At 65.3% G+C, this 18,695-nt stretch carries 19 protein-coding genes and 1 pseudogene; 12 read left to right on the plus strand and 8 right to left on the minus strand.

Annotated features, from left to right (window positions below; genetic code table 11):
• Positions 1 to 102, plus strand: a pseudogene (locus AC4GY7_RS07445) (IS5/IS1182 family transposase); the annotation flags it as partial.
• 16 nt (positions 103 to 118) lie between these two features.
• Here the strand turns inward: AC4GY7_RS07445 and AC4GY7_RS07450 are convergent.
• Both AC4GY7_RS07450 and AC4GY7_RS07455 read right to left on the minus strand, forming a co-directional pair.
• The gene (locus AC4GY7_RS07450) at positions 119 to 658 is read right to left on the minus strand and encodes a recombinase family protein (RefSeq protein ID WP_491112824.1); all 540 of its coding nucleotides are present in this window, start codon (positions 656 to 658) and stop codon (positions 119 to 121) included.
• A 140-nt stretch (positions 659 to 798) separates the two neighbouring features.
• A complete protein-coding gene (locus tag AC4GY7_RS07455; RefSeq protein WP_491112825.1) occupies positions 799 to 1,803 on the minus strand; it encodes a hypothetical protein in 1,005 nt (334 codons plus the stop codon).
• A 301-nt stretch (positions 1,804 to 2,104) separates the two neighbouring features.
• Here AC4GY7_RS07455 and AC4GY7_RS07460 point away from each other — a divergent pair, with 301 nt between their 5' ends.
• Positions 2,105 to 3,049, plus strand: coding sequence for a hypothetical protein (locus AC4GY7_RS07460; protein ID WP_491112826.1), 945 nt, complete (start codon positions 2,105 to 2,107; stop codon positions 3,047 to 3,049).
• Between the two features lie 107 nt (positions 3,050 to 3,156).
• A complete protein-coding gene (locus AC4GY7_RS07465; protein WP_491112827.1) occupies positions 3,157 to 3,714 on the plus strand; it encodes a hypothetical protein in 558 nt (185 codons plus the stop codon).
• Between the two features lie 17 nt (positions 3,715 to 3,731).
• On the opposite strand, the gene AC4GY7_RS07470 is transcribed toward AC4GY7_RS07465, so the two are convergent.
• Positions 3,732 to 4,373, minus strand: a complete 642-nt coding sequence (locus AC4GY7_RS07470) for an HNH endonuclease (RefSeq protein ID WP_491112828.1) — start codon at positions 4,371 to 4,373, stop codon at positions 3,732 to 3,734.
• Positions 4,374 to 4,707: 334 nt separating this feature from the next.
• On the opposite strand from AC4GY7_RS07470, the gene AC4GY7_RS07475 reads away from it, so the two are divergent.
• The 7 genes from AC4GY7_RS07475 (at position 4,708) to AC4GY7_RS07505 (ending at position 11,814) form a co-directional block, all read left to right on the plus strand.
• Complete coding sequence (locus AC4GY7_RS07475) at positions 4,708 to 5,490, plus strand: enoyl-CoA hydratase-related protein (RefSeq protein WP_491112829.1); 783 nt, start codon at positions 4,708 to 4,710, stop codon at positions 5,488 to 5,490.
• 90 nt (positions 5,491 to 5,580) lie between these two features.
• The gene (locus AC4GY7_RS07480) at positions 5,581 to 7,056 is read left to right on the plus strand and encodes an efflux transporter outer membrane subunit (RefSeq protein ID WP_491112830.1); all 1,476 of its coding nucleotides are present in this window, start codon (positions 5,581 to 5,583) and stop codon (positions 7,054 to 7,056) included.
• Entirely contained in the window at positions 7,056 to 8,459 is a 1,404-nt protein-coding gene (locus AC4GY7_RS07485; RefSeq protein ID WP_491112831.1) for an efflux RND transporter periplasmic adaptor subunit, read from the plus strand. Before AC4GY7_RS07480 ends, AC4GY7_RS07485 begins: the two co-directional genes overlap by 1 nt.
• Positions 8,460 to 8,498: 39 nt before the next feature.
• Entirely contained in the window at positions 8,499 to 9,218 is a 720-nt protein-coding gene (locus AC4GY7_RS07490) for an ABC transporter ATP-binding protein (protein ID WP_443584019.1), read from the plus strand.
• Complete coding sequence (locus tag AC4GY7_RS07495) at positions 9,218 to 10,429, plus strand: ABC transporter permease (protein WP_491112832.1); 1,212 nt, start codon at positions 9,218 to 9,220, stop codon at positions 10,427 to 10,429. Before AC4GY7_RS07490 ends, AC4GY7_RS07495 begins: the two co-directional genes overlap by 1 nt.
• A gap of 107 nt (positions 10,430 to 10,536) precedes the next feature.
• A complete protein-coding gene (locus AC4GY7_RS07500; RefSeq protein WP_491112833.1) occupies positions 10,537 to 11,535 on the plus strand; it encodes a glycerophosphodiester phosphodiesterase in 999 nt (332 codons plus the stop codon).
• On the plus strand, positions 11,536 to 11,814 hold the full coding sequence (locus AC4GY7_RS07505) for a hypothetical protein (protein ID WP_443584016.1): 279 nt from the start codon (positions 11,536 to 11,538) through the stop codon (positions 11,812 to 11,814).
• Between the two features lie 241 nt (positions 11,815 to 12,055).
• Here the strand turns inward: AC4GY7_RS07505 and AC4GY7_RS07510 are convergent, their stop codons facing one another.
• Complete coding sequence (locus tag AC4GY7_RS07510) at positions 12,056 to 12,844, minus strand: alpha/beta fold hydrolase (protein WP_491112834.1); 789 nt, start codon at positions 12,842 to 12,844, stop codon at positions 12,056 to 12,058.
• Complete coding sequence (locus tag AC4GY7_RS07515) at positions 12,835 to 13,488, minus strand: TIGR02117 family protein (protein WP_491112835.1); 654 nt, start codon at positions 13,486 to 13,488, stop codon at positions 12,835 to 12,837. The genes AC4GY7_RS07510 and AC4GY7_RS07515 overlap by 10 nt, the downstream gene beginning before the upstream one ends.
• Positions 13,489 to 13,538: 50 nt before the next feature.
• Between AC4GY7_RS07515 and phhA the strand changes: the two genes are divergently transcribed.
• Positions 13,539 to 14,408: a phenylalanine 4-monooxygenase gene (phhA, locus tag AC4GY7_RS07520; RefSeq protein ID WP_491112836.1), complete on the plus strand. Its 870-nt coding sequence runs from the start codon at positions 13,539 to 13,541 to the stop codon at positions 14,406 to 14,408.
• Positions 14,409 to 14,567: 159 nt separating this feature from the next.
• On the opposite strand, the gene sdhA is transcribed toward phhA, so the two are convergent.
• From sdhA to sdhC, 3 genes are read right to left on the minus strand one after another with little or no spacing between them, the layout of a single operon-like run.
• Positions 14,568 to 16,370 (minus strand): succinate dehydrogenase flavoprotein subunit, encoded by a 1,803-nt coding sequence (sdhA, locus tag AC4GY7_RS07525; protein WP_443584012.1) that lies wholly within the window; start codon positions 16,368 to 16,370, stop codon positions 14,568 to 14,570.
• Positions 16,370 to 16,753, minus strand: coding sequence for a succinate dehydrogenase, hydrophobic membrane anchor protein (gene sdhD, locus AC4GY7_RS07530; protein ID WP_443584011.1), 384 nt, complete (start codon positions 16,751 to 16,753; stop codon positions 16,370 to 16,372). The genes sdhA and sdhD overlap by 1 nt, the downstream gene beginning before the upstream one ends.
• Positions 16,753 to 17,181: a succinate dehydrogenase, cytochrome b556 subunit gene (sdhC, locus tag AC4GY7_RS07535; RefSeq protein WP_491112837.1), complete on the minus strand. Its 429-nt coding sequence runs from the start codon at positions 17,179 to 17,181 to the stop codon at positions 16,753 to 16,755. Before sdhC ends, sdhD begins: the two co-directional genes overlap by 1 nt.
• Positions 17,182 to 17,333: 152 nt before the next feature.
• Between sdhC and AC4GY7_RS07540 the strand changes: the two genes are divergently transcribed.
• The gene (locus AC4GY7_RS07540; RefSeq protein ID WP_491112838.1) at positions 17,334 to 18,695 is read left to right on the plus strand and encodes a methyl-accepting chemotaxis protein; all 1,362 of its coding nucleotides are present in this window, start codon (positions 17,334 to 17,336) and stop codon (positions 18,693 to 18,695) included.

The raw sequence follows: 18,695 nt of genomic DNA on the forward strand, positions 1-18,695 counted from the left end.
CGCCTCAAAGACTGGCGCCGGGTTGCTACCCGCTACGATCGATGCCCGACCGCCTTCCTCTCCGCTATTGCCCTCGCTGCCACCGTCATCTTCTGGCTGTGATCAACGAGTCCTGACCCTAGGCGGCCAAAGCGCGGTAAACGCTTGCACGCGCGATCTTAAGCATACTGGCAATATCTACCGGGCGCATACCTTCCGCCTTCATTGCCTTCACCTGTTCGACGCTGACGGTTGGTTTGCGTCCCTTATAACGGCCTTCGCTCTTCGCCTTGGCGATTCCTTCCATCTGTCGCTCTTTGCGGATTGCCGTTTCGAACTGCGCAAATACCCCTAGCATTTGCAGAAAGGCGACACCGGCAGGCGATGACGTATCGATGGGCTGTTCAACGGCTTTGAGGAACGCCCCCTTAGCTTTCACCTTGGCGACGATCTTCTCCAAGTCGCCTACCGACCTCGCAAGGCGATCGATCCGGGTCACAATGAAGCAATCGCCTTCCCGGATGAATTCGAGCGCATCGGCAAGCGCCCTGCGGTTGTCGGTGGAAGTGCCGCTTTCCTTTTCCTTGAAGAGCTTTTCGCAACCGGCGGCACGAAGGGCATCAGTTTGGACCTCTAGTGACTGCCCCGCCGACGACACCCTCGCATAACCGACCAGCATGTTCCGACTCCGTCTCAATAGCCTCTAGATGAAGCGAGTCATACGTCTCATTGAATCGGAGTCAACCTTATTGAGACGCCATAGGTGTCTCCGGTGTTCGTCTCCGATGGGTATACCCGGTTAGACGCTGGTCGATGCGATCAGAGGCAGTGCTGTACCTTGGCTTGGAAGCCCTTGCCCTGCCATATGGCCACGTCGGCTCCGTTCGCGGTCTTCGTCAACTCGAATGCGAAGATGGGCTGACTGCGGCCCCCATGGATGATCGAGCGGTCTGCATTCGGTGACCGATAGACCACAGGCGGTGCAGGGAGGTCCCCCATCACAACGCACCGCTCGATATCGATCAGGGGCTTGGTCGACGCTAATTGCACTTCCGGCTTCCCAGTCATTGTCTTCCCTAAGTCGTAAGCATGAGCGGACGTGGGGAGCGCCAACGACATGCACGCGAAGAGGAACGTCATTACAGCTAGGTTACCGGCGATGCCCGGGGATGCCGGAGCGCCTGCGGCGGAACGATCTTGTGATGGACGTTCTTCAACGATCTGCTGCAAGAGTGCGTGGTAGTGGGCTGCCCGCTCCATAGCTGGCGCAATGATCGGACTGTTCGCCTCGAAACCATCGCAATAGCTGTGATCGCAGAAGGTGAAGGTGTGCAGCGGCGCGGTGCGGTCAGCGATCCGGACCACCAGCTTCACCGATTTGATTTTACGCTTCTCCACGGCTTTACCTGTCGCGGTGGAACTGCCGGATAGCCCTCCTGCAAGCAGCCCCACAGGACCTAACAGCACGCCACCGACCAAGCCTCCTGCTAGCTGTGATCCCCTGTTCGTCTTTGTGACGGTCCGGGAGTTCGTGACGTTTACGCCATCAATCTCGACGTTGGCTTCCCGCAAGTCAGCCAATGGAATGCTGCGCGGCGCAGAAGCATCGCCGATGATAAGCCGGTTGCTATCCCACACTATGCCTAGACAGGCAGGACCGGGCATCGCCAAATGGTAATCGCCCTCACCAAACTGACCGAGCAAGTGATCTTTGGCGGCAGCAATCGACGCGGCGTTGCGATCAGCAACCCGATTTGTGCATAGCGCCAGCGCGAATAAGATCGCGATCCCCGCGCCAAGCGTGATACCAATGATCGCTAGCATGAAGCCTCCCTTTGTTTGGAGGCAGGCCCGGCGGCGAGCCGGGTGTTAGGAACCCGGAGAAACCCCACAGGCGCATGTGCCTTTACCGTTGCCGGTTGGACATACGCACATGCCACCCGGCCACGAAACGTGACCGGCTGGTTTCTCTCGGAGGTTCCTACGCCCCACAGCCCGGATTATGCCTTGCTGCGAGTTGTGGATGCCAACGTGAACCGTTTTAGGCAAGGGCGAACGATCTTGTTCGTAGACAAGCTGTTAAGCGTTGGTAGAGTGAGCTTAACCGTTCAAAAAAGGCTTAAACGTGTTTTTAGAAAAGCACTCGCGCTTTGTCCGACAGTATGAATTCAGGTTTTCGCCCCGTCACGGCCTCGCTGCGTTCATGCCCCTCACCGCCGATAAAGATGATTTCAGCGTTGTCCATGCGTTGAGAAAGCGGATGGTCAACAAGAAGGCCTTCGTTAAGATGGCTAATAACGACATTATTGAGCTTGTAAAAGTCGAAGTCGACGCGGCCCGCAAAGCAGTTGTGCTTCTTTTTCACCGTGGCAGCCCAGACGCAGCCGACCCAACGTATCGACGATGGGAAAAAGATGAAATCAAACTAAGGCTTGGTCATAAAGAAGATGACGAAGAGCAGTCGGTTTCCGCTCATCTTCTTATCTCTATAAAACCAAATAAGCCTGGCATTTACAGCGCCGTACTAGAAGAAATACCTGGCCTAAGCATGGGCGTTATCCAGCCGATCATAGGCCAAGCGCTCTCTGAATATCCTTATCAGTACGAGGATAAGAACGGCGAGGCACAGGAAACCTATTGCGTCACCAAAGCCACCGGCGTGAAATCAGAGTCTGTTAAAGATGCTCTCGCTAGTGGAAAAATGAAGTTCCTGACGCTGGTGCGTCCCTACAAAGCTAATTACATCGATGATGATGATAGACTCGAACCGGAAGACGAGAAGCTTAGAATAAAGATTAAAGCCGGCACCAAGGGTGTGGATTGGCTTAATATGTTCGAGGGGCTTATTGAAAGCGCAAAACAAGACGGTTGGGAAGAGTTTAAGGTTGATATCGATCTTGGCAACGATCGATCACGTCAAGTGCCAGTAGGGAGAGAGCAAGACGCAAAAGAAGTTCTGTTTATAAAGTCGGAGCAGGTTGGCATAAAGGTCGCAATGGACGTTTGCACATCAGCTATACGTTATGATTTTGTAGATCAGGCCATAGCGAAAATCGGTGGATTTCAGTAGAGGAAATGCGATTTATTGCTATTCCTTTCGCGTACTTAAACCTTCGCAGCGAGCGCGGATGGCCGACGTATGCTCGTGATTTGCCGACAACAATTTTAGTAGCTGCAATGATAACCCTGCCGTTCGTCACCACGCAGGGTTCCCTGTTTTTTGCGAAAGATGGTTTTCTAGATAAGTTCGCTTCATTTGCTGGGGTGCTTACCGGGTTTTACGTCGCCGCCCTGATTGCGGTTGCCAGTGTTCCGTCCGGGCAGACTGATCTAGATGGTGTCATAACAAATGGACCTGCGTTTTTTCGTGAAAAGAAACAGTCGAAAGCGAGGCAACTAACGCGAAGGCAGTACGTGTGCGCGATGTTCGGTTACCTATCCTTCTTGTCACTCATGTTGTCAGTAGTCGCGATAACGCTCGTATCATTATCATTCGGAAGAATTGGTTTATATGACTTGTTCATAACAAGATTTGATTATGATAAGGCATCAACAACGGCGCTCATTCGTTCCATCAGTATCTTTGTAGTCGCAGTGCCTATAGGTCATATGGCGCTTACTACCATACGCGGATTGCATTACCTGACAGATCGTATATACGTGCAAGCGCCTAAAATGATGAAAAGGCCAGACGCGAATCAGTCAATAGCTGAAGTTGACCAGCCTGATACTTAATCCTTTTTCTCCGAATGCTACCCGCTTGTTGCAGCGGAGCGACCAACAAGATTTTTCAGATCGTTCATAGACAACGGGAAGCCCTGCCTGTGTGTCATCCGATGGCAGTTGGCGCATAAAAGAGCGAGGTCGACTAGCTTCGTCTTAGTTCCGGGTTCAAGCGTATGTACCGGCTTGGTGTGGTGTACCTCAATGTGACCGGCACCTAGCTCACCATACGCTTCTTCGAAGTCGAACCCGCACACATCGCACGCCAATGATCCCGCTGCCGCTGCCGCCTTGCGCTTTTCCCTCACCAGCTTTGAATTGCGCTCATAACGCTTGTGAAGGCGCATGATGACGCCACCTTCTTCACCTTCGTAAGGCTCTACCGGCGGGAGCTTCGCTACCAGTCCCTCGTCAGCCCCTATAACGGCCTGTTTGATCGCTTCCGCGTCTGTAGCTAGATCAGCTAGCCGACCTTCGTATTCAGCCCACAGCACGCCTTCTAGCCGGTTTCCGCGCTGCATACCCACCTTGCCTTGATCCAGGTACGCCGGATCGGACGAACGGAAGTTCATGACCTTTAGGTACACGCCGTTGCGGTTTCGAAGCGTATCGCTCCCGCCATCGCCGTTTAGCCGGTGCATCTTATTTAGGATGAATGACAACGCCTCCACCGCAGCGTCGTCCTTCGCTGTGGGGTTCCCGCCCGTCTTTACGTAGAGGTCGAGGCAAGGATTAGCTCATTGCGGTTCCAAGCCGGAGCGCGTGGTGGCTTATCCCCGGTTAGATTGTGAAAGGTACGATTGGGGGGATTCGAGCCACGCCAAATGTTGGCTAGCGCCTAGCCTACGAGACTGATAAAAACTAACCGTACAATTGGTGTAGGCAGCATTCGCTAAGTAGCTGATTATTCGTAATGCGGGGGTCACAGGTTCGAGTCCTGTAAGCGGCACCACTTCCCATCGCTGCCCGGCTGGTGCACGAAGGCGCCGACGGGAGGACAGTGCGATGACGTATCAGCATATTCTGGCGGAGCGGCGCGGTGATGTGGCCGTGTTGACGCTGAACCGGCCGGATCGGCTGAACGCGGCGCCGCCGGCGATGTTCGACGAGCTGCGCGATGCGCTGGCCGATCTGGGCGGCGCGCGGGCGGTGCTGATCGCGGGGGCGGGGCGCGGCTTCTGCTCGGGTGCCGACGTCGCGGGCGGCGCGCTGGGCAGCGACGATCCGGGGCAGGCGACGTTCGCGGCGCTGACCGGACATTACAATCCGACGATCGCCGCCATCGCCGACCTCGGCGTGCCGGTCGTCAGCGCGGTGCGCGGACCGGCGGCCGGCATCGGCTGCAGCCTGGCGCTCGCCGCCGATTTCTGCGTGGCGGCGGAGGGCGCCTATTTCCTCCAGGCGTTCGTCAACATAGGCCTGATCCCCGATGGCGGGGCGACCTGGATGCTGCCGCGCCTGATCGGCCGTGCCCGCGCCGCCGAGATGATGATGCTGGGCGAACGGATCGCGGCGGCCAGGGCGCTGGACTGGGGCATGATCCACCGCGTGGTGGCGGACGATGCGCTGGAGGCGGAGGCGCTGGCGCTGGCGACGCGGCTCGCCGCCGGGCCGACGGTGGCGCTGGGGCTGATGCGGCGGGCATTGGGGCGGGCGCTGGAGAGCGATTATGCCGCGGCCTTGCAGGCAGAGGCCGAGGCGCAGCGCGCCGCGCGCGGTTCGGCGGATTCGATGGAGGGCGGGCTCGCCTTCCTGCAAAAGCGAAAGCCCGATTTCACCGGCCGTTAGCCGTGATGTGTCCGCGCCGACACGCGCGCGGCACATCTTGCGACAGAAAATTGCTGGACGCGGCCGGGTGTGCTGGCCACACAGCACGCCATGGTTCGTAGCCTTGCCCTCCTGCTCGCGACTGCGGCGCTCGCCGGTTGCACCGTCGGACCCGATTATCACCCGACCAGCGCCGCCGACCTTGGCGTGCCGGACGGCTTCTCGGTGCCCGCGCAGCAGACGCCGGAGGACCTGACGCGCTGGTGGTCGAACTTCGACGATCCGGTGCTCGGGCAGCTGGTCGAGCAGGCGCGCGGCGCCAATACCGACATCACGCAGGCGATCGCGCGGCTGCGGCAGGCGCGCGAGGCGCTGGTGCAGAGCCGGGCGTCGCTGTTGCCGACGCTGTCGGGATCGGCCGGCTACCAGCGCAACGAGAATCTGCGCGGCGGCGGGCGATCGTTCACCCTGCCCGACGGCACCGTGGTCGACACCGGCGGGGGCGGCACCAACAGCTTCTCGGCGGGCCTGTCGGCCAGCTATCAGGTCGGCCTGTTCGGCGAGATCCGCCGCACGGTGGAGGCGAGCCGCGCGCAATATGCCGCCAGCGGCTTCAACTATGCGACCGTGCTGCTGACCGTCGAGAGCGAGGTCGCGACCAATTACGTGCTGGCCCGCGCCTATCAGGCGCAACTTGCCAATGCGCGCGCCAGCCTCGCCATCCAGGACGACAATCTGGAGATCGCGGGTTTTCGCGTCCAGGCGGGCCTCGTCTCGTCGGTCGATGCCGAGCAGGCGCGCAGCCAGCGGGCGCAGACCGCGGCGACCGTGCCGCAGATCGAGCAGCAATATGCCGCCGCCGTCGCCCGGCTGGGCGTGCTGACCGGACAGGCGCCGGGCGCGTTGCGTCAGGCGCTGGCGGCGACCAGGCCGATCCCGCGCGGGCCGGCGACCGTCGGCGTCGGCATCCCCGCCGATGCGCTGCGCCGCCGCCCCGACGTGCGCGCCGCCGAACGCAGCCTTGCCGCGGCCACCGCGCAGATCGGTGTCGCCAAGGCGCAGCTGTATCCGGCGCTGGCGATCACCGGCAACATCAACACCAATTCCACCAGCATCGGCAGCCTGGGCGATGCGATCACCGGCGGCCTGTTCGCCGGCCTGACGCAGGCGATCTTCAACGGCGGCCGGCTGCGCGCGCAGGTGCGATCGAACGAGGCGGCGGCGGACGCCGCCTTCGCCGCCTATCGCGGCACGGTGCTGACCGCGCTCGAGGATATCGAGAATGCGATCGTCGCGCTCGATGCCGCCCGCCAGCGCGAGACGCAGTTCCGCATAGCCTATGATGCCGCCAATGCCTCGGCGGTGCTGGCGCGCAGCCAGTATCGCAGCGGCCTCACCGATTTCACGACGCTCAACCAGCAGGAGGCGGCGCTGCTGTCCGCGCAGAACGGCCTCGTCCAGGCGCGGTCGGATCAGGCGACCGCGCTGATCGCGCTCTACAACGCGCTCGGCGGCGGCTGGGATGCGAGCGTTACGCCCGAAGCGCCGCCCCGCGGCGCGCCCACGACCCTGCCGGGAACCCGCTGATGGCCGACCAACAGATCGATGAATTCCTGGGCGTGAAGCCGGTGCCGGTGTGGCGCCGCTACCTCAAATGGGTGCTGGTCGCGATCGGCGTGGTGCTGCTCGCGCTGCTGCTCAAGAGCTGCTTCGGCCCCAAGGCGGAGGCCGGCTATGCGGTGCAGGCGGTCGAACGCGGCGACCTGACGGTCACCGTGTCGGCGACCGGCAAGCTTGCCCCGACCAACCAGGTGACGGTCGGCTCGCAGCTGTCGGGCCTCGTCACCAAGGTGGTGGTCGACGTCAACGATCGCGTCACCGCCGGCCAGCCGCTGGCGCTGATCGATCCGCAGCAGATCGACGACCAGATCCGCCAGCAGCGCGCGCAGATCGCCGCCAACCAGGCGCAGGTCAATCAGGCGCAGGCGACCGTCGCCGAGAGCCGGGCGCAGCTTGCACGGCTGGAAGAGGTGTACAAGCTGTCGAACGGCCGCGTGCCGTCGGGCACCGAATTGCAGAGCGGCCGCGCGGACTATCAGCGCGCGATCGCCGCGCTGAAGACGGCGCAGGCCAATGTCTCCGCCTCGCAGGCACTGCTCGCCCAGAGCCAGACGCAGCGGCAGCGCGCGATCATCCGCTCGCCGGTCAACGGCGTCGTGCTGGCGCGCCAGATCGATCCGGGCGCGACCGTCGCGGCCTCGTTCAACACGCCGACGCTGTTCGTTATCGCCGAAGACCTCAGCAAGATGAAGCTGGAGGTGGCGATCGACGAGGCCGACGTGGGCGAGGTGAAGGTGGGGCAGAAGGCGACCTTCACCGTCGATGCCTTTCCCGGCCGCACCTTTCCGGCGCAGATCACCCGCGTCGACCTGGGATCGAACCTGACGGTGAGTTCGGCGAGTTCGACCAGTACCACGTCGACCGCGACGACGACGGGGCAGGTGGTGTCCTACGCCGCCGATCTCAGCGTCTCCAATCCGACGCTGCAACTGCGCCCCGGCATGACCGCGACCGCGGATATCATCACGTCCGACAAGCAGAACGTGCTGCTCGTTCCCAATGCCGCGCTGCGCTTCAAGCCGACCAGCGCCGACAAGGGCGACCAGGGCGGCGGCATCGCCGGATCGCTCACCTTCCGTCCGCGCCGCGGCCAGCAGCGCGAACGCTCGGCGACGATCGGGCGCGGCGGCCAGCAGACGGTCTACGTCAAGGGCGCCGACGGCACGCCGCAGCCGGTGCAGGTCACCACCGGCGACACCAACGGCACGATGACCGAGGTGCTGGGCGGCAACCTGAAGCCGGGGCAGCAGGTCATCACCGGCCAGCTGGCGAGCGAGGACGGCAGCAGCGGCGGCGGACGCCGTGGCGGCAGCGGTGCCGGCGGTGCCGGCGGGGGCCAGCGCCGCGGAGGTGCGGCCGGTGGGCAGTGACCCGGCGCATCCGTCCGCGGTGACGGGGGAGGGGCGGGCATGACCGACCCCCTCATCTCGTTGCGCAACGTCACCAAGGTCTACGGTGCCGGGGCGACGCAGTTCCAGGCGCTGAAGGGTGTCGACCTCGACATCGCCGGCGGCGATTTCGTCGCGGTGATGGGGCCGTCGGGGTCGGGCAAGTCGACGACGATGAACATCCTCGGCTGCCTCGACGTGCCGAGCGGCGGCGCCTTCCTGTTTCGCGGCGTGCATGTCGAGGCGCTCGATCGCGACCAGCGCGCGCTGCTGCGGCGCAAGTATCTCGGCTTTGTGTTCCAGGGCTTCAACCTCCTGAGCCGCACCAGCGCGCTCGAGAATGTCGAGCTGCCGTTGCTCTATCGCGGCGACGAGAAGCGCGCGCGGCGCGACACCGCGATGGCGGCGCTGGAAAAGGTCGGGCTCGACCGCTGGTGGGACCATACGCCGGCCGAACTGTCCGGCGGCCAGCAGCAGCGCGTCGCCATCGCCCGCGCGATCGTCACCCAGCCCGACGTGCTGCTCGCCGACGAGCCGACCGGCAACCTCGATTCGGAACGGTCGGTGGAGATCATGGAATTGCTGACCGATCTCAACCGCACCAGCGGCATCACCGTGCTGATGGTCACCCACGAACCCGACATGGCCGCCTTCGCCCGCACCGTCATCCACTTCAAGGACGGGCTGGTCGAACGGATCGAGGCGAATCACCGCCCCGGCGTGGTTCCGGCGCTCGACTGATGCTCGGCACCACGCTCGTCCTCGCGCTGCGCTCGATCCGCCGCCACCTGCTGCGCTCGTTCCTGACGACGCTCGGCATCATCATCGGCGTTGCCGCCGTCGTCACCATGGTGACGCTGGGCAAGGCGACGACGGCGCAGGTGCAGAAGAGCATCTCGTCGCTCGGCACCAACATCCTGCAGATCCGCCCCGGCCAGGGCTTCGGGCGCGGGGGTGGCGGGCCCCCGCCGCCGCCGCTGACCGACGATTACCTGCGACCGATCCGCCAGCAGATCACCGGCGTCACCGCCGTCGCGCCGGCGGTGCAGCGCAGCGCCACGGCGATCTATGCCGGCGCGAATTGGTCGACGAGCGTCTATGGCACCACCAACGCCTATTTCACGGTACAGGCCTGGCCGCTGACCGCGGGCCGCGATTTTTCACCGGACGAGGAACAGGCGGGCAAGGCGGTGTGCATCCTCGGCAATACCGTGGTGAAGAACCTGTTCCCCAACGGCGGCACGGCCGTGGGGCAGCGGATCCGCGTCGCCGACATCTCGTGCATGGTGATCGGCACGCTCAGCGTGCGCGGGCAGGCGGGCTTCGGCGGCGACCAGGACGATGTGGTGCTGATGCCGATGAAGACGGTGCAGCGCCGCCTGACCGGCGACAACAAGCTGTCGGCGATCCTCGTCGGCGTCGACCAGGCCTATGACACGACGCAGGTCCAGGCTTCGCTGACCGGACTGATGCGCGAGTTGAGGCACCTGCAACCGGGGCAGGACGACAATTTCTTCATCTTCGACACCAAGCAGATCAGCGACACGCTCTCCAGCACGACGACGCTCTTGACGCGGATCGTCACCGCGGTGGCGGGGATCAGCCTGGTCGTCGGCGGCATCGGCATCATGAACATCATGCTGGTGTCGGTGACCGAGCGGACGCGAGAGATCGGCATCCGCCTTGCCATCGGTGCCGTCGCCCGCGAAGTGCTGACCCAGTTCCTGGTGGAGGCGATCGCGCTGTCGATGCTCGGCGGCGTCATCGGCCTGCTGGTCGCGCAGCTGGCGATCGGCGCGCTGTCCGCGGCGGGCGGGCTGCCGTTCCTGTTCGTGCCGGAGATCAACTTGATCGCATTCGGCATATCGGCGCTGATCGGCGTGGTGTTCGGCTATTTCCCGGCACGGCGGGCGGCGGCGCTCAATCCGATCGACGCCTTGCGGCACGAATAGCCCCGGGGATGTAGCATCGGCGGTGTAGCGCGTCGGCCATGCCGCCGCTGCTCGTCGTCCTTTCCCTGACTCTGGCGCCCGCCCCCGCAATCGCGCAGGATCGCGCCATGACCGCCCAACCCCTGTCGTCGCCGCCGATCGTCATCGCCCATCGCGGCGCAAGCGGTTCGCGCCCCGAACACACGCTGGCCGCCTACGACCTCGCGATCGACCAGGGCGCGGACTTCATCGAGCCGGACCTGGTGCCGACGAAGGACGACGTTTTGGTCGCCCGGCACGAGAATGCGATCGACGAGACGACCGACGTCGCCGCACATCCGGAATTCGCCGACCGTCGCACCACCCGGACGATCGACGGCCACACGATCACCGGCTGGTTCGTCGAGGATTTCACGCTCGCCGAGTTGAAGACGCTGCGTGCCCGCGAGCGCCTGCCCCGCTTGCGCGCCGGCAACGCCGCCTATGACGGCCGCTTCGACATTCCGACGCTCGCCGAGATCATCGCGCTCGCCAAGCGCCGCTCGCAGCAGACCGGGCGGACGATCGGCATCTACCCCGAAACCAAGCACCCGACCTATTTCGCCGGCATCGGTCACCCGACCGACGCGCGCCTCGTCGCCGAGCTGCGGCGGGCCGGATGGGACAGCGCCGATGCGCCGGTGTTCATCCAGTCGTTCGAGGTGGCGAACCTGCAGCGCATCCACGCGCTGACCAAGGTGCGGCTGATCCAGCTGGTGGCGGGGGAGGGGGCGCCGGCGGATGGCGCCGCGCCGTCCTATGCGGCGATGCTGACGCCGGCGGGGCTGCGACAGGTGGCGACCTATGCCTATGGCATCGGGCCGGACAAGGCGCAGCTGTGGCGCGGGGATGCGCCGACGACGCTGGTCGCCGACGCCCATGCCGCCGGCCTGCGCGTCCACCCCTGGACCTATCGCGCGGAAAACGCCTTCCTGCCCGGCCGCTTCCGCCGGGGAGACGATCCCGCTGCGCATGGCGACTTGGCGGGCGAAATCCGGTCCGCCCTCGGCCTTGGAATCGACGGATTCTTCACCGACTATCCGTTAGTCGGCGTGGAGACCCTCCACGGCCCCAGGGATCATCCGTAAATGCGTAGCGCCTCCATCCTGCTCCTGCCCGTCATCCTCGCCACCGGCGGTTGCATCAGCACCGCCACATCGATCGTGAAGGCCCCGTTCCAGGTCGCCGGCAAGGCGGTCGACTGGACAACGACGAGCCAGGAAGAGGCCGACCGCAACTATGGCCGCAAGATGCGCAAGCAGGAGGCCAAGGAAGGCCGCGAGCGCAAGAAGGCGGCGGAACGCTGCCGCAAGCATCCGGATGATCAGGACGCCTGCCGCTACTCGGGCTACCGCGCGGGGTATTGAGCCTGCCTGCGGGCATGAGCCGCATCGGTGCTTCGACAGGCTCAGTGCGAACGGTTCCGTGTGCCGCCATCATGTTCCAATCACCCGTGATCGTCATCCCGGCGAACGCGGGGACCCATGGATGCACGCGGTCGGTGGCAGGGCCAGACAACGACGGTCATCCTGTCCATGGGTCCCGGCGTTCGCCGGGATGACGCATAGAGATGTCGGGAGCTGCGGCCTACGGCAGGACGCTTGAGCCCTACCGGTCCTGCGCCACCGCATCCCCCGCCAGCGCGCCGGCGATGGCGATCAGCACTTCGGGATGGATGTGCACGCCCAGATGCCCGCTGGTCACCTCCACCGCCTCGGCGCTGGGATCGCGGCAGATGAAGCCGTTGACGAAGCCGTCGCGCGGGCTCCAGATCGCGGTGCAGGGCACGGGCAGCGGCGCGGCGATCGCCTCGCTGCGCGCGATCACCGCCGGATCGTCGACGCGCTCGCCGGTCGCCCATTCGAACGCGCGCCAGACGTTGGTCGCGCGGCCGCCGCCGGCATAGGGCGAACTGACCGTCACCACCCGCGCGACCAGGTCGGGCCGGCGATGCGCCACCAGCCGCGCCATGATCCCGCCCAGGCTGATCCCGACCAGCGTCACCGGCCCCGCCTCGGCATGCAGCGCCGCCACTCGCGCGATCAGCCGCTCGGCCTCCACGCCGACGCTCTTGACGCCGAGATTGCGGCCCAGGCCCCAGCCCTCGGCACGATAGCCCAGCCGCCGCAGGAAGCGGCGCAGCACCAGGCTCGATCCGTCGGCATCGAACAGGCCCGGCAGCACCATCACCGCACCGCCGCGGCCCGCCGGCACCGCCGCGAGCGCTGCGGCATGGCGCCAGCGCGTCGCCAGCATCCATGCGACGCGCGGCACCTCGCTCGCCGCCAGCACCTTGGGTGGGGGCGGCGGCGCGAGGAAGCCGGTGCCGAACCGGGCATGCGGCGGCGGCTCGCTGCGCCAGCGCGCCAGCCCGGTCTGCAACCGGCTCAGAACCATCCCAGCACCGTCACCGGAAACGGCGTCCAACGCCCGACGCGCACGCCGGCCTGGCGCAACGCATCGCCCGCCCAGGCATTGCAGGTCCGCCCGGCGCTGTACCGGCCGCGCGCCGCGTAGAAGACGTCGTTGCGATCATAGCCGCGGAACGCCTCTCGTCGTACCGCGAAGCTCGCCCGGATGACGGCGGCAAGGCGCCTATATTCCTCCGGCCGCAGCAGCACGCTGCGCACATCGCGCGACGGGGTCGGGGCGGGGACGTGTTCGACGTGCATCAGCGTCGCATCGCTGCCGCGCGCCGCAGCCAGGATCGTGCGCAGCTTGACGTCGGCCCAGGTCGCCGTTTCCAGGTAGAAGGCGCGCTCGCCCCAGCCGATCGCCAGATGGTCATAGCCGGCATAACGCGGGTCGGCGAGGTCCGCTCCCGGCGCGACGCCGCGCCAATCCACCCCGGCCGCGACCTTGGGCACCACCAGCCCGACGTGCACGCCGTTCGATTCGACATAGATGCGCACCCCCTCCGCCGGCGGCCGCCAGCCCGCATTGGCCGGGATCGCGCCGCCGACCAGCCCGGCGGCGGCATAACCGGCGAGCAGCAGCACCAGCAGCATCGCCGCCCGGCCCAGCCAGCGGAACAGCATCATCACTGGCGCGCTATGTCGTAACATTCGAAACCTTATGCTAGGCCGTCACCATGGCAGATGACTCGCACGCTTTCGATACCCCTCCCGCCGGCGCCGCCGCCGATTGGACGGTGGACCAGGACTGGCAGCATTACACGGCGGAGGAGCATGCCACCTGGGACACGCTGTTCGCGCGGCAGAGCAAGCTGTTGCCCGGCCGCGCCTCCGACGCCTATCTGCGCGGGCTCGACGTGCTCAAGCTATCGAAGCCCGGCATTCCCGATTTCGCCGAACTCTCCGAACGGCTGATGAAGCTGACCGGGTGGCAGGTGGTGGCGGTGCCGGGGCTGGTGCCGGACGATGTGTTCTTCGATCACATGGCCAACCGCCGTTTCGTCGCCGGCAATTTCATCCGCCGCCCCGACCAGCTCGACTATCTCCAGGAACCCGACGTCTTCCACGACGTGTTCGGGCATGTGCCGATGCTCGCCGACCCGGTGTTCGCCGACTATCTGGAGGCCTATGGCCGCGGCGGGCAGCGGGCGCTCGGGCTCGATGCGTTGAAGTATCTCGGCCGGCTCTACTGGTACACGGTGGAATTCGGGCTGATCCGCGAGGATGAGGGCTTACGCATCTACGGATCGGGCATCGTCTCGAGCTTCGCCGAAAGCCGCTTCGCGCTCGACGATCCCAGCCCCAACCGCATCGGCTTCGACATCGCGCGGGTGATGCGCACCGAATATCGGATCGACGATTTCCAGCAGAACTATTTCGTCATCCCCAGCTTCGAGGAGCTGTTGCGGATCACGGTGGAGACGGATTTCGCGCCGCTCTATGAGCAGTTGAAGGCGCAGGAGGATATTCCGGTGGCGGCGATCGTCGAGGGGGATGACGTGCTGACGCGGGGAACGCAGGCCTATGCGCTGGGAAAGGCCGGGTGACGTATCCCGTTCAAATACACGTCATCCCCGCGCAGGCGGGGATCCATAATCACTGCCGTGGCCGCTAAGAGCCGAGACGGAAGCCAGTATGGATCCCCGCCTGCGCGGGGATGACGGGTCGCGGGAGGTAAGGCTCGCGCTGCTACCCCCCGTAGCGGATCAATACACCCGCTTCTTCGGCTTGATGTAGTCCACGTCGTCGGTCAGCGTATAGTCGTGCACCGGGCGGTAATCGATGGCGGTCGCGCCGCCGACGCCGCCCCAGCCGGTGAAGGTGGTGATGGTGTGCTTCATCCACTCGCCGTCGTCGCGATCGGGGTGATCCTCGTTGACGTGGGCGCCGCGCGATTCTTTGCGGTTGGCCGCCGAATCGATCGTCACCACCGCTTGGGCGACGAGGTTGTCGAGCTCCAGCGTCTCGATCAGGTCGGTGTTCCAGATCAGGCTGCGGTCGGCGATCGCCACGTCCTGCATCTTGGCATAGATGCCCTTCATCAGCGCCTGCCCCTCGGTGAGCAGCGCATTGTCGCGGAACACCGCGCAATGCTTTTGCATCGTGCGCTGCATCTCGCCGCGGATCGTCGCGGTCGGCGTGCCGCCGGCGGCGTTGCGGAAGCGGTCGAGGCGGGTGAGCGACAGCTCCTCCGACCCCTTGGGCAGCGGATTGTGCACGGTGTTCGGCTTGGTGATCTCGGCGATGCGCTTGCCGGTCGCGCGGCCGAACACGACGAGGTCGATCAGGCTGTTCGAGCCCAGGCGGTTGGCGCCGTGGACGCTGACGCACGCCGCCTCGCCGACCGCGAACAGGCCGGGGACGACGGTGTCGGGGTTGCCGTCCTTCAGGTGGACGACCTCGCCGTGGAAGTTGGTCGGAATGCCGCCCATGTTGTAGTGGACGGTCGGCGTGACGGGGAGCGGCTGGCGCGTCAGGTCGACGCCGGCGAAGATCTTGCCCGTCTCGGTGATCCCCGGCAGCCGCTCGTGCAGCACCTTGGGATCGATATGGTCGAGGTGCAGGAAGATGTGGTCGCCGTTCTTGCCGACGCCGCGGCCTTCGCGCATCTCCATCGCCATCGAGCGGCTGACGACGTCGCGGCTGGCGAGGTCCTTGGCCGACGGGGCATAGCGCTCCATGAAGCGCTCGCCCTCCGAATTGGTCAGGTAGCCGCCTTCACCGCGCGCGCCCTCGGTGATGAGCACGCCCGCGCCATAGATGCCGGTCGGGTGGAACTGCACGAACTCCATGTCCTGCAAGGGCAGGCCGGCGCGCAGCACCATGCCGCCGCCGTCGCCGGTGCAGGTATGCGCCGAGGTCGCCGAGAAATAGCAGCGGCCGTAGCCGCCCGTCGCCAGCACCGTGTTGTGGCTGCGGAAGCGGTGGATGCTGCCGTCTTCCATGCACAGGGCGACGACGCCGCGGCAGACGCCGTTCTCCATGATGAGGTCGAGCGCGAAATATTCGACGTAGAAGTCGGCGTCGTAGCGCAGGCTCTGCTGGTAGAGCGTGTGGAGCATCGCATGCCCCGTACGGTCCGCGGCGGCGCAGGTGCGCTGCGCCGGCGGCCCTTCGCCCATGTTCTGCATCATGCCGCCGAACGGGCGCTGGTAGATGCGGCCCTCGTCCGTGCGGCTGAACGGCATGCCGGCATGTTCCAGCTCGTAGACCGCGGCCGGCGCCTCGCGCACCATATATTCGATCGCGTCCTGGTCGCCCAGCCAGTCCGATCCCTTGACGGTGTCGAACATGTGCCAGGTCCAGTGATCGGGGCCCATGTTGCCGAGGGATGCGGCGATGCCGCCCTGCGCCGCGACGGTATGCGACCGCGTCGGGAACACCTTGGTGATGCAGGCGGTCTTCAGGCCGTTCTGCGCGCATTCCATCACGGCGCGCAGCCCCGATCCGCCCGCGCCGACGACGACGGCGTCATAGGTGTGATCGATGATCTTATAGGCATCCGACATTATGCGGCGGCTCCGAAGGCGACCTTGAGGATCGCGAAGATGGCGATCGCGGCGGTCGCGACCGTGAAGAAGTTGAGGAGGAGGATGGCGGCGACGCGGCGCTCGTCATGCTGGTAATCCTCGATCACCACCTGCAGTCCGAGGCGGAAGTGGTAGAAGACCGAGACGATGAGCAGGATCATCGGGATCGCCGCCCAGCCATTGCGCAGCCAGCTGTGCACCGCCGCGAAATCATAGGCCGGCATGCGCAGGATCGAAAAGACGAACCACAGCATGAGCAACAGGTTGGAACCCGCGGTGACGCGCTGGCGCCACCAGTGATGCGCGCCTTCCTTGGCGCTGCCGAGGCCGCGGACGCGGCCGATGCTGGTGCCCGAACCCATTACTTGATCCCCAGGTAGAGCCAGAAGGCGGCGGTCAGCACGACGCCGCCGATGATGACGATGAGGCTGAACGTCTTGTTGCGCTTCAGCTCGAACGCGGCGCCGGCGTCCATCACCAGGTGGCGCACGCCGTTCAGCATGTGGGTGAAGAACGCCCAGGTGATGCCGACGCCGATGATCCAGCCGAGGATGTTGAGGTTGCCGGCATCGGTGGTGAACACGTCGCGGAACGTCGCATAGCTTTCGGCACCGCCGGCGATCGCCGCCAGCCACCAGACCAGCAGCGCGGTGCCGACCGTCGCCATCCCCGATCCGGTCGCGCGGTGGAGGATGGAGACCAGCATGTGCGGCCCCCAGCTGTAGTGCAGCTTCAGGAAGCCCGAAAACAGGTGCGGGCTGCGCGGCCGCGGCGGAGTGCGGGATGCCATGAACGGTCCTCAAGCCAAGACGAATGGATTGCCTATTAGGCCGCCGGTCCTGCGATGCAACCCATGCGCCCGCCCGGTGCGACTCTAACCCCCCATTAACCACTGGAGGTTAGACCGCGTGGATACGCCAGTCTTCCGTCCCGGAGAACCCCTTGTCCGACATCGCCCTTCCCCCGCCGGCCAGCATCGCCGCCGCCGTGGATCTCAAGAGCCGCATCACGGCCTTCGACGGTGGTGAGAACACCCTGCTCGCGCGGGCGCGGGATCTCTGGGCGATCATCGAACCCGATGCGGCGGAGATCGTCGAGGCCTATTGGGCGCATTGGCGCCTGGCCAATCCCGGCAGCGCGGAATGGACGCCGCTGGAAACCGAACGCCGCATCGCCGCTGGCGTCACCTATCTGCGCAACCGGTGCTGCCACCTCGATGGGCAGGCCTGGGTCGAATCGCTCGAACGCTCGGTCGCCGCGGCCTATTCCGCCGGCGTGTCGACGATGGAGGTGCTGGCCATGTCCTGCGCCAGCGACCGCGCCGCGCTCAACGTCGTCATGCGGCGCATGCCGGGCGACGACCCCCGCCAAGCCGTGATGATCGATGCGCTGATGCGCCTGTTCGGCATGGAGACGGAGCTCACCGTCGAGCTGTTCGCCGGCTTCACCGATTACAATGCGCGCGTCGCGCGCGACCGGCTGGCGGCGGAATTCCGCGAAGGCATCGCGACGGCGGTGGAAACGGCGACCGACGAGGGCCATGCGCTGCGCGAACAGACGGTGCGCAGCTCGGGCTCGGCGCGTGGCATGCTGGGCAAGGCGAGCGAGGTCGCGGCCGCGGCGGAACAGTCCGCGGTGGCGATGCGCGAGGCGGCACAGACCGCCGCCGGCCTGATCCGCGCGATCGAGGATGCCCGTACCGAGGTGGAGGCCGCGGCCGAGATCGCCGCCCGCGCCAGCGTGCAGGCGAGCAACGCGGTCGGCATGTCGGAGGCTTTGTCGGACCATGCCAAGTCGATCGAATCGATCCTCGGCCTGATCCGCGACATCGCCGGCCAGACCAACCTGCTCGCCCTCAACGCGACGATCGAGGCGGCACGCGCCGGGGACGCCGGTCGCGGCTTCGCCGTGGTGGCGCAGGAGGTGAAGAGCCTCGCCAACCAGACCGCACGCGCCACCGACGACATCGCCGCCAAGATCGCCTCCATCCAGTCCGCGACCCGCTCCACGGTGGAAACCAACGCCAGCATCCGCACCACGGTCACCGAGGTGCAGGAGAGCGCCGACCGCATCCGCTTCGCCATGGAGGCGCAGGCGCAGACCGTGACCGCGATCACCGCGGCGGTGGACGAAACCGCGCTCGCGGCCGATTCCATGTCCAACACCATCGCCGCGATCCGCGAGGATACCGAGACGGTGGCAACCGAGATCGACGGCGTCGGCCGCGGCTTCGACCGGCTCGACGGACGCCTGAACACCCTCAAGAACAGCGCCGGCGAATTCGTCGCCAAGGTCGCTGCGTGA

The organism is Sphingomonas sp. SP5 (assembly GCF_058313455.1).

What these genes read in the sequence shown, in the direction of transcription:
- AC4GY7_RS07455 (WP_491112825.1), bottom strand. Translation starts at nt 1,803, where the DNA reads ATGCTAGCGATCATTGGTATCACGCTTGGCGCGGGGATCGCGATCTTA.
- AC4GY7_RS07500 (WP_491112833.1), top strand. Translation starts at nt 10,537, where the DNA reads ATGACCGCCCAACCCCTGTCGTCGCCGCCGATCGTCATCGCCCATCGC.
- AC4GY7_RS07515 (WP_491112835.1), bottom strand. Translation starts at nt 13,488, where the DNA reads ATGATGCTGTTCCGCTGGCTGGGCCGGGCGGCGATGCTGCTGGTGCTG.
- sdhD (WP_443584011.1), bottom strand. Translation starts at nt 16,753, where the DNA reads ATGGGTTCGGGCACCAGCATCGGCCGCGTCCGCGGCCTCGGCAGCGCC.
- AC4GY7_RS07450 (WP_491112824.1), bottom strand. Translation starts at nt 658, where the DNA reads ATGCTGGTCGGTTATGCGAGGGTGTCGTCGGCGGGGCAGTCACTAGAG.
- phhA (WP_491112836.1), top strand. Translation starts at nt 13,539, where the DNA reads ATGGCAGATGACTCGCACGCTTTCGATACCCCTCCCGCCGGCGCCGCC.
- AC4GY7_RS07480 (WP_491112830.1), top strand. Translation starts at nt 5,581, where the DNA reads ATGGTTCGTAGCCTTGCCCTCCTGCTCGCGACTGCGGCGCTCGCCGGT.
- AC4GY7_RS07510 (WP_491112834.1), bottom strand. Translation starts at nt 12,844, where the DNA reads ATGGTTCTGAGCCGGTTGCAGACCGGGCTGGCGCGCTGGCGCAGCGAG.
- AC4GY7_RS07490 (WP_443584019.1), top strand. Translation starts at nt 8,499, where the DNA reads ATGACCGACCCCCTCATCTCGTTGCGCAACGTCACCAAGGTCTACGGT.
- sdhA (WP_443584012.1), bottom strand. Translation starts at nt 16,370, where the DNA reads ATGTCGGATGCCTATAAGATCATCGATCACACCTATGACGCCGTCGTC.
- AC4GY7_RS07475 (WP_491112829.1), top strand. Translation starts at nt 4,708, where the DNA reads ATGACGTATCAGCATATTCTGGCGGAGCGGCGCGGTGATGTGGCCGTG.
- AC4GY7_RS07495 (WP_491112832.1), top strand. Translation starts at nt 9,218, where the DNA reads ATGCTCGGCACCACGCTCGTCCTCGCGCTGCGCTCGATCCGCCGCCAC.
- AC4GY7_RS07465 (WP_491112827.1), top strand. Translation starts at nt 3,157, where the DNA reads ATGATAACCCTGCCGTTCGTCACCACGCAGGGTTCCCTGTTTTTTGCG.
- sdhC (WP_491112837.1), bottom strand. Translation starts at nt 17,181, where the DNA reads ATGGCATCCCGCACTCCGCCGCGGCCGCGCAGCCCGCACCTGTTTTCG.
- AC4GY7_RS07505 (WP_443584016.1), top strand. Translation starts at nt 11,536, where the DNA reads ATGCGTAGCGCCTCCATCCTGCTCCTGCCCGTCATCCTCGCCACCGGC.
- AC4GY7_RS07485 (WP_491112831.1), top strand. Translation starts at nt 7,056, where the DNA reads ATGGCCGACCAACAGATCGATGAATTCCTGGGCGTGAAGCCGGTGCCG.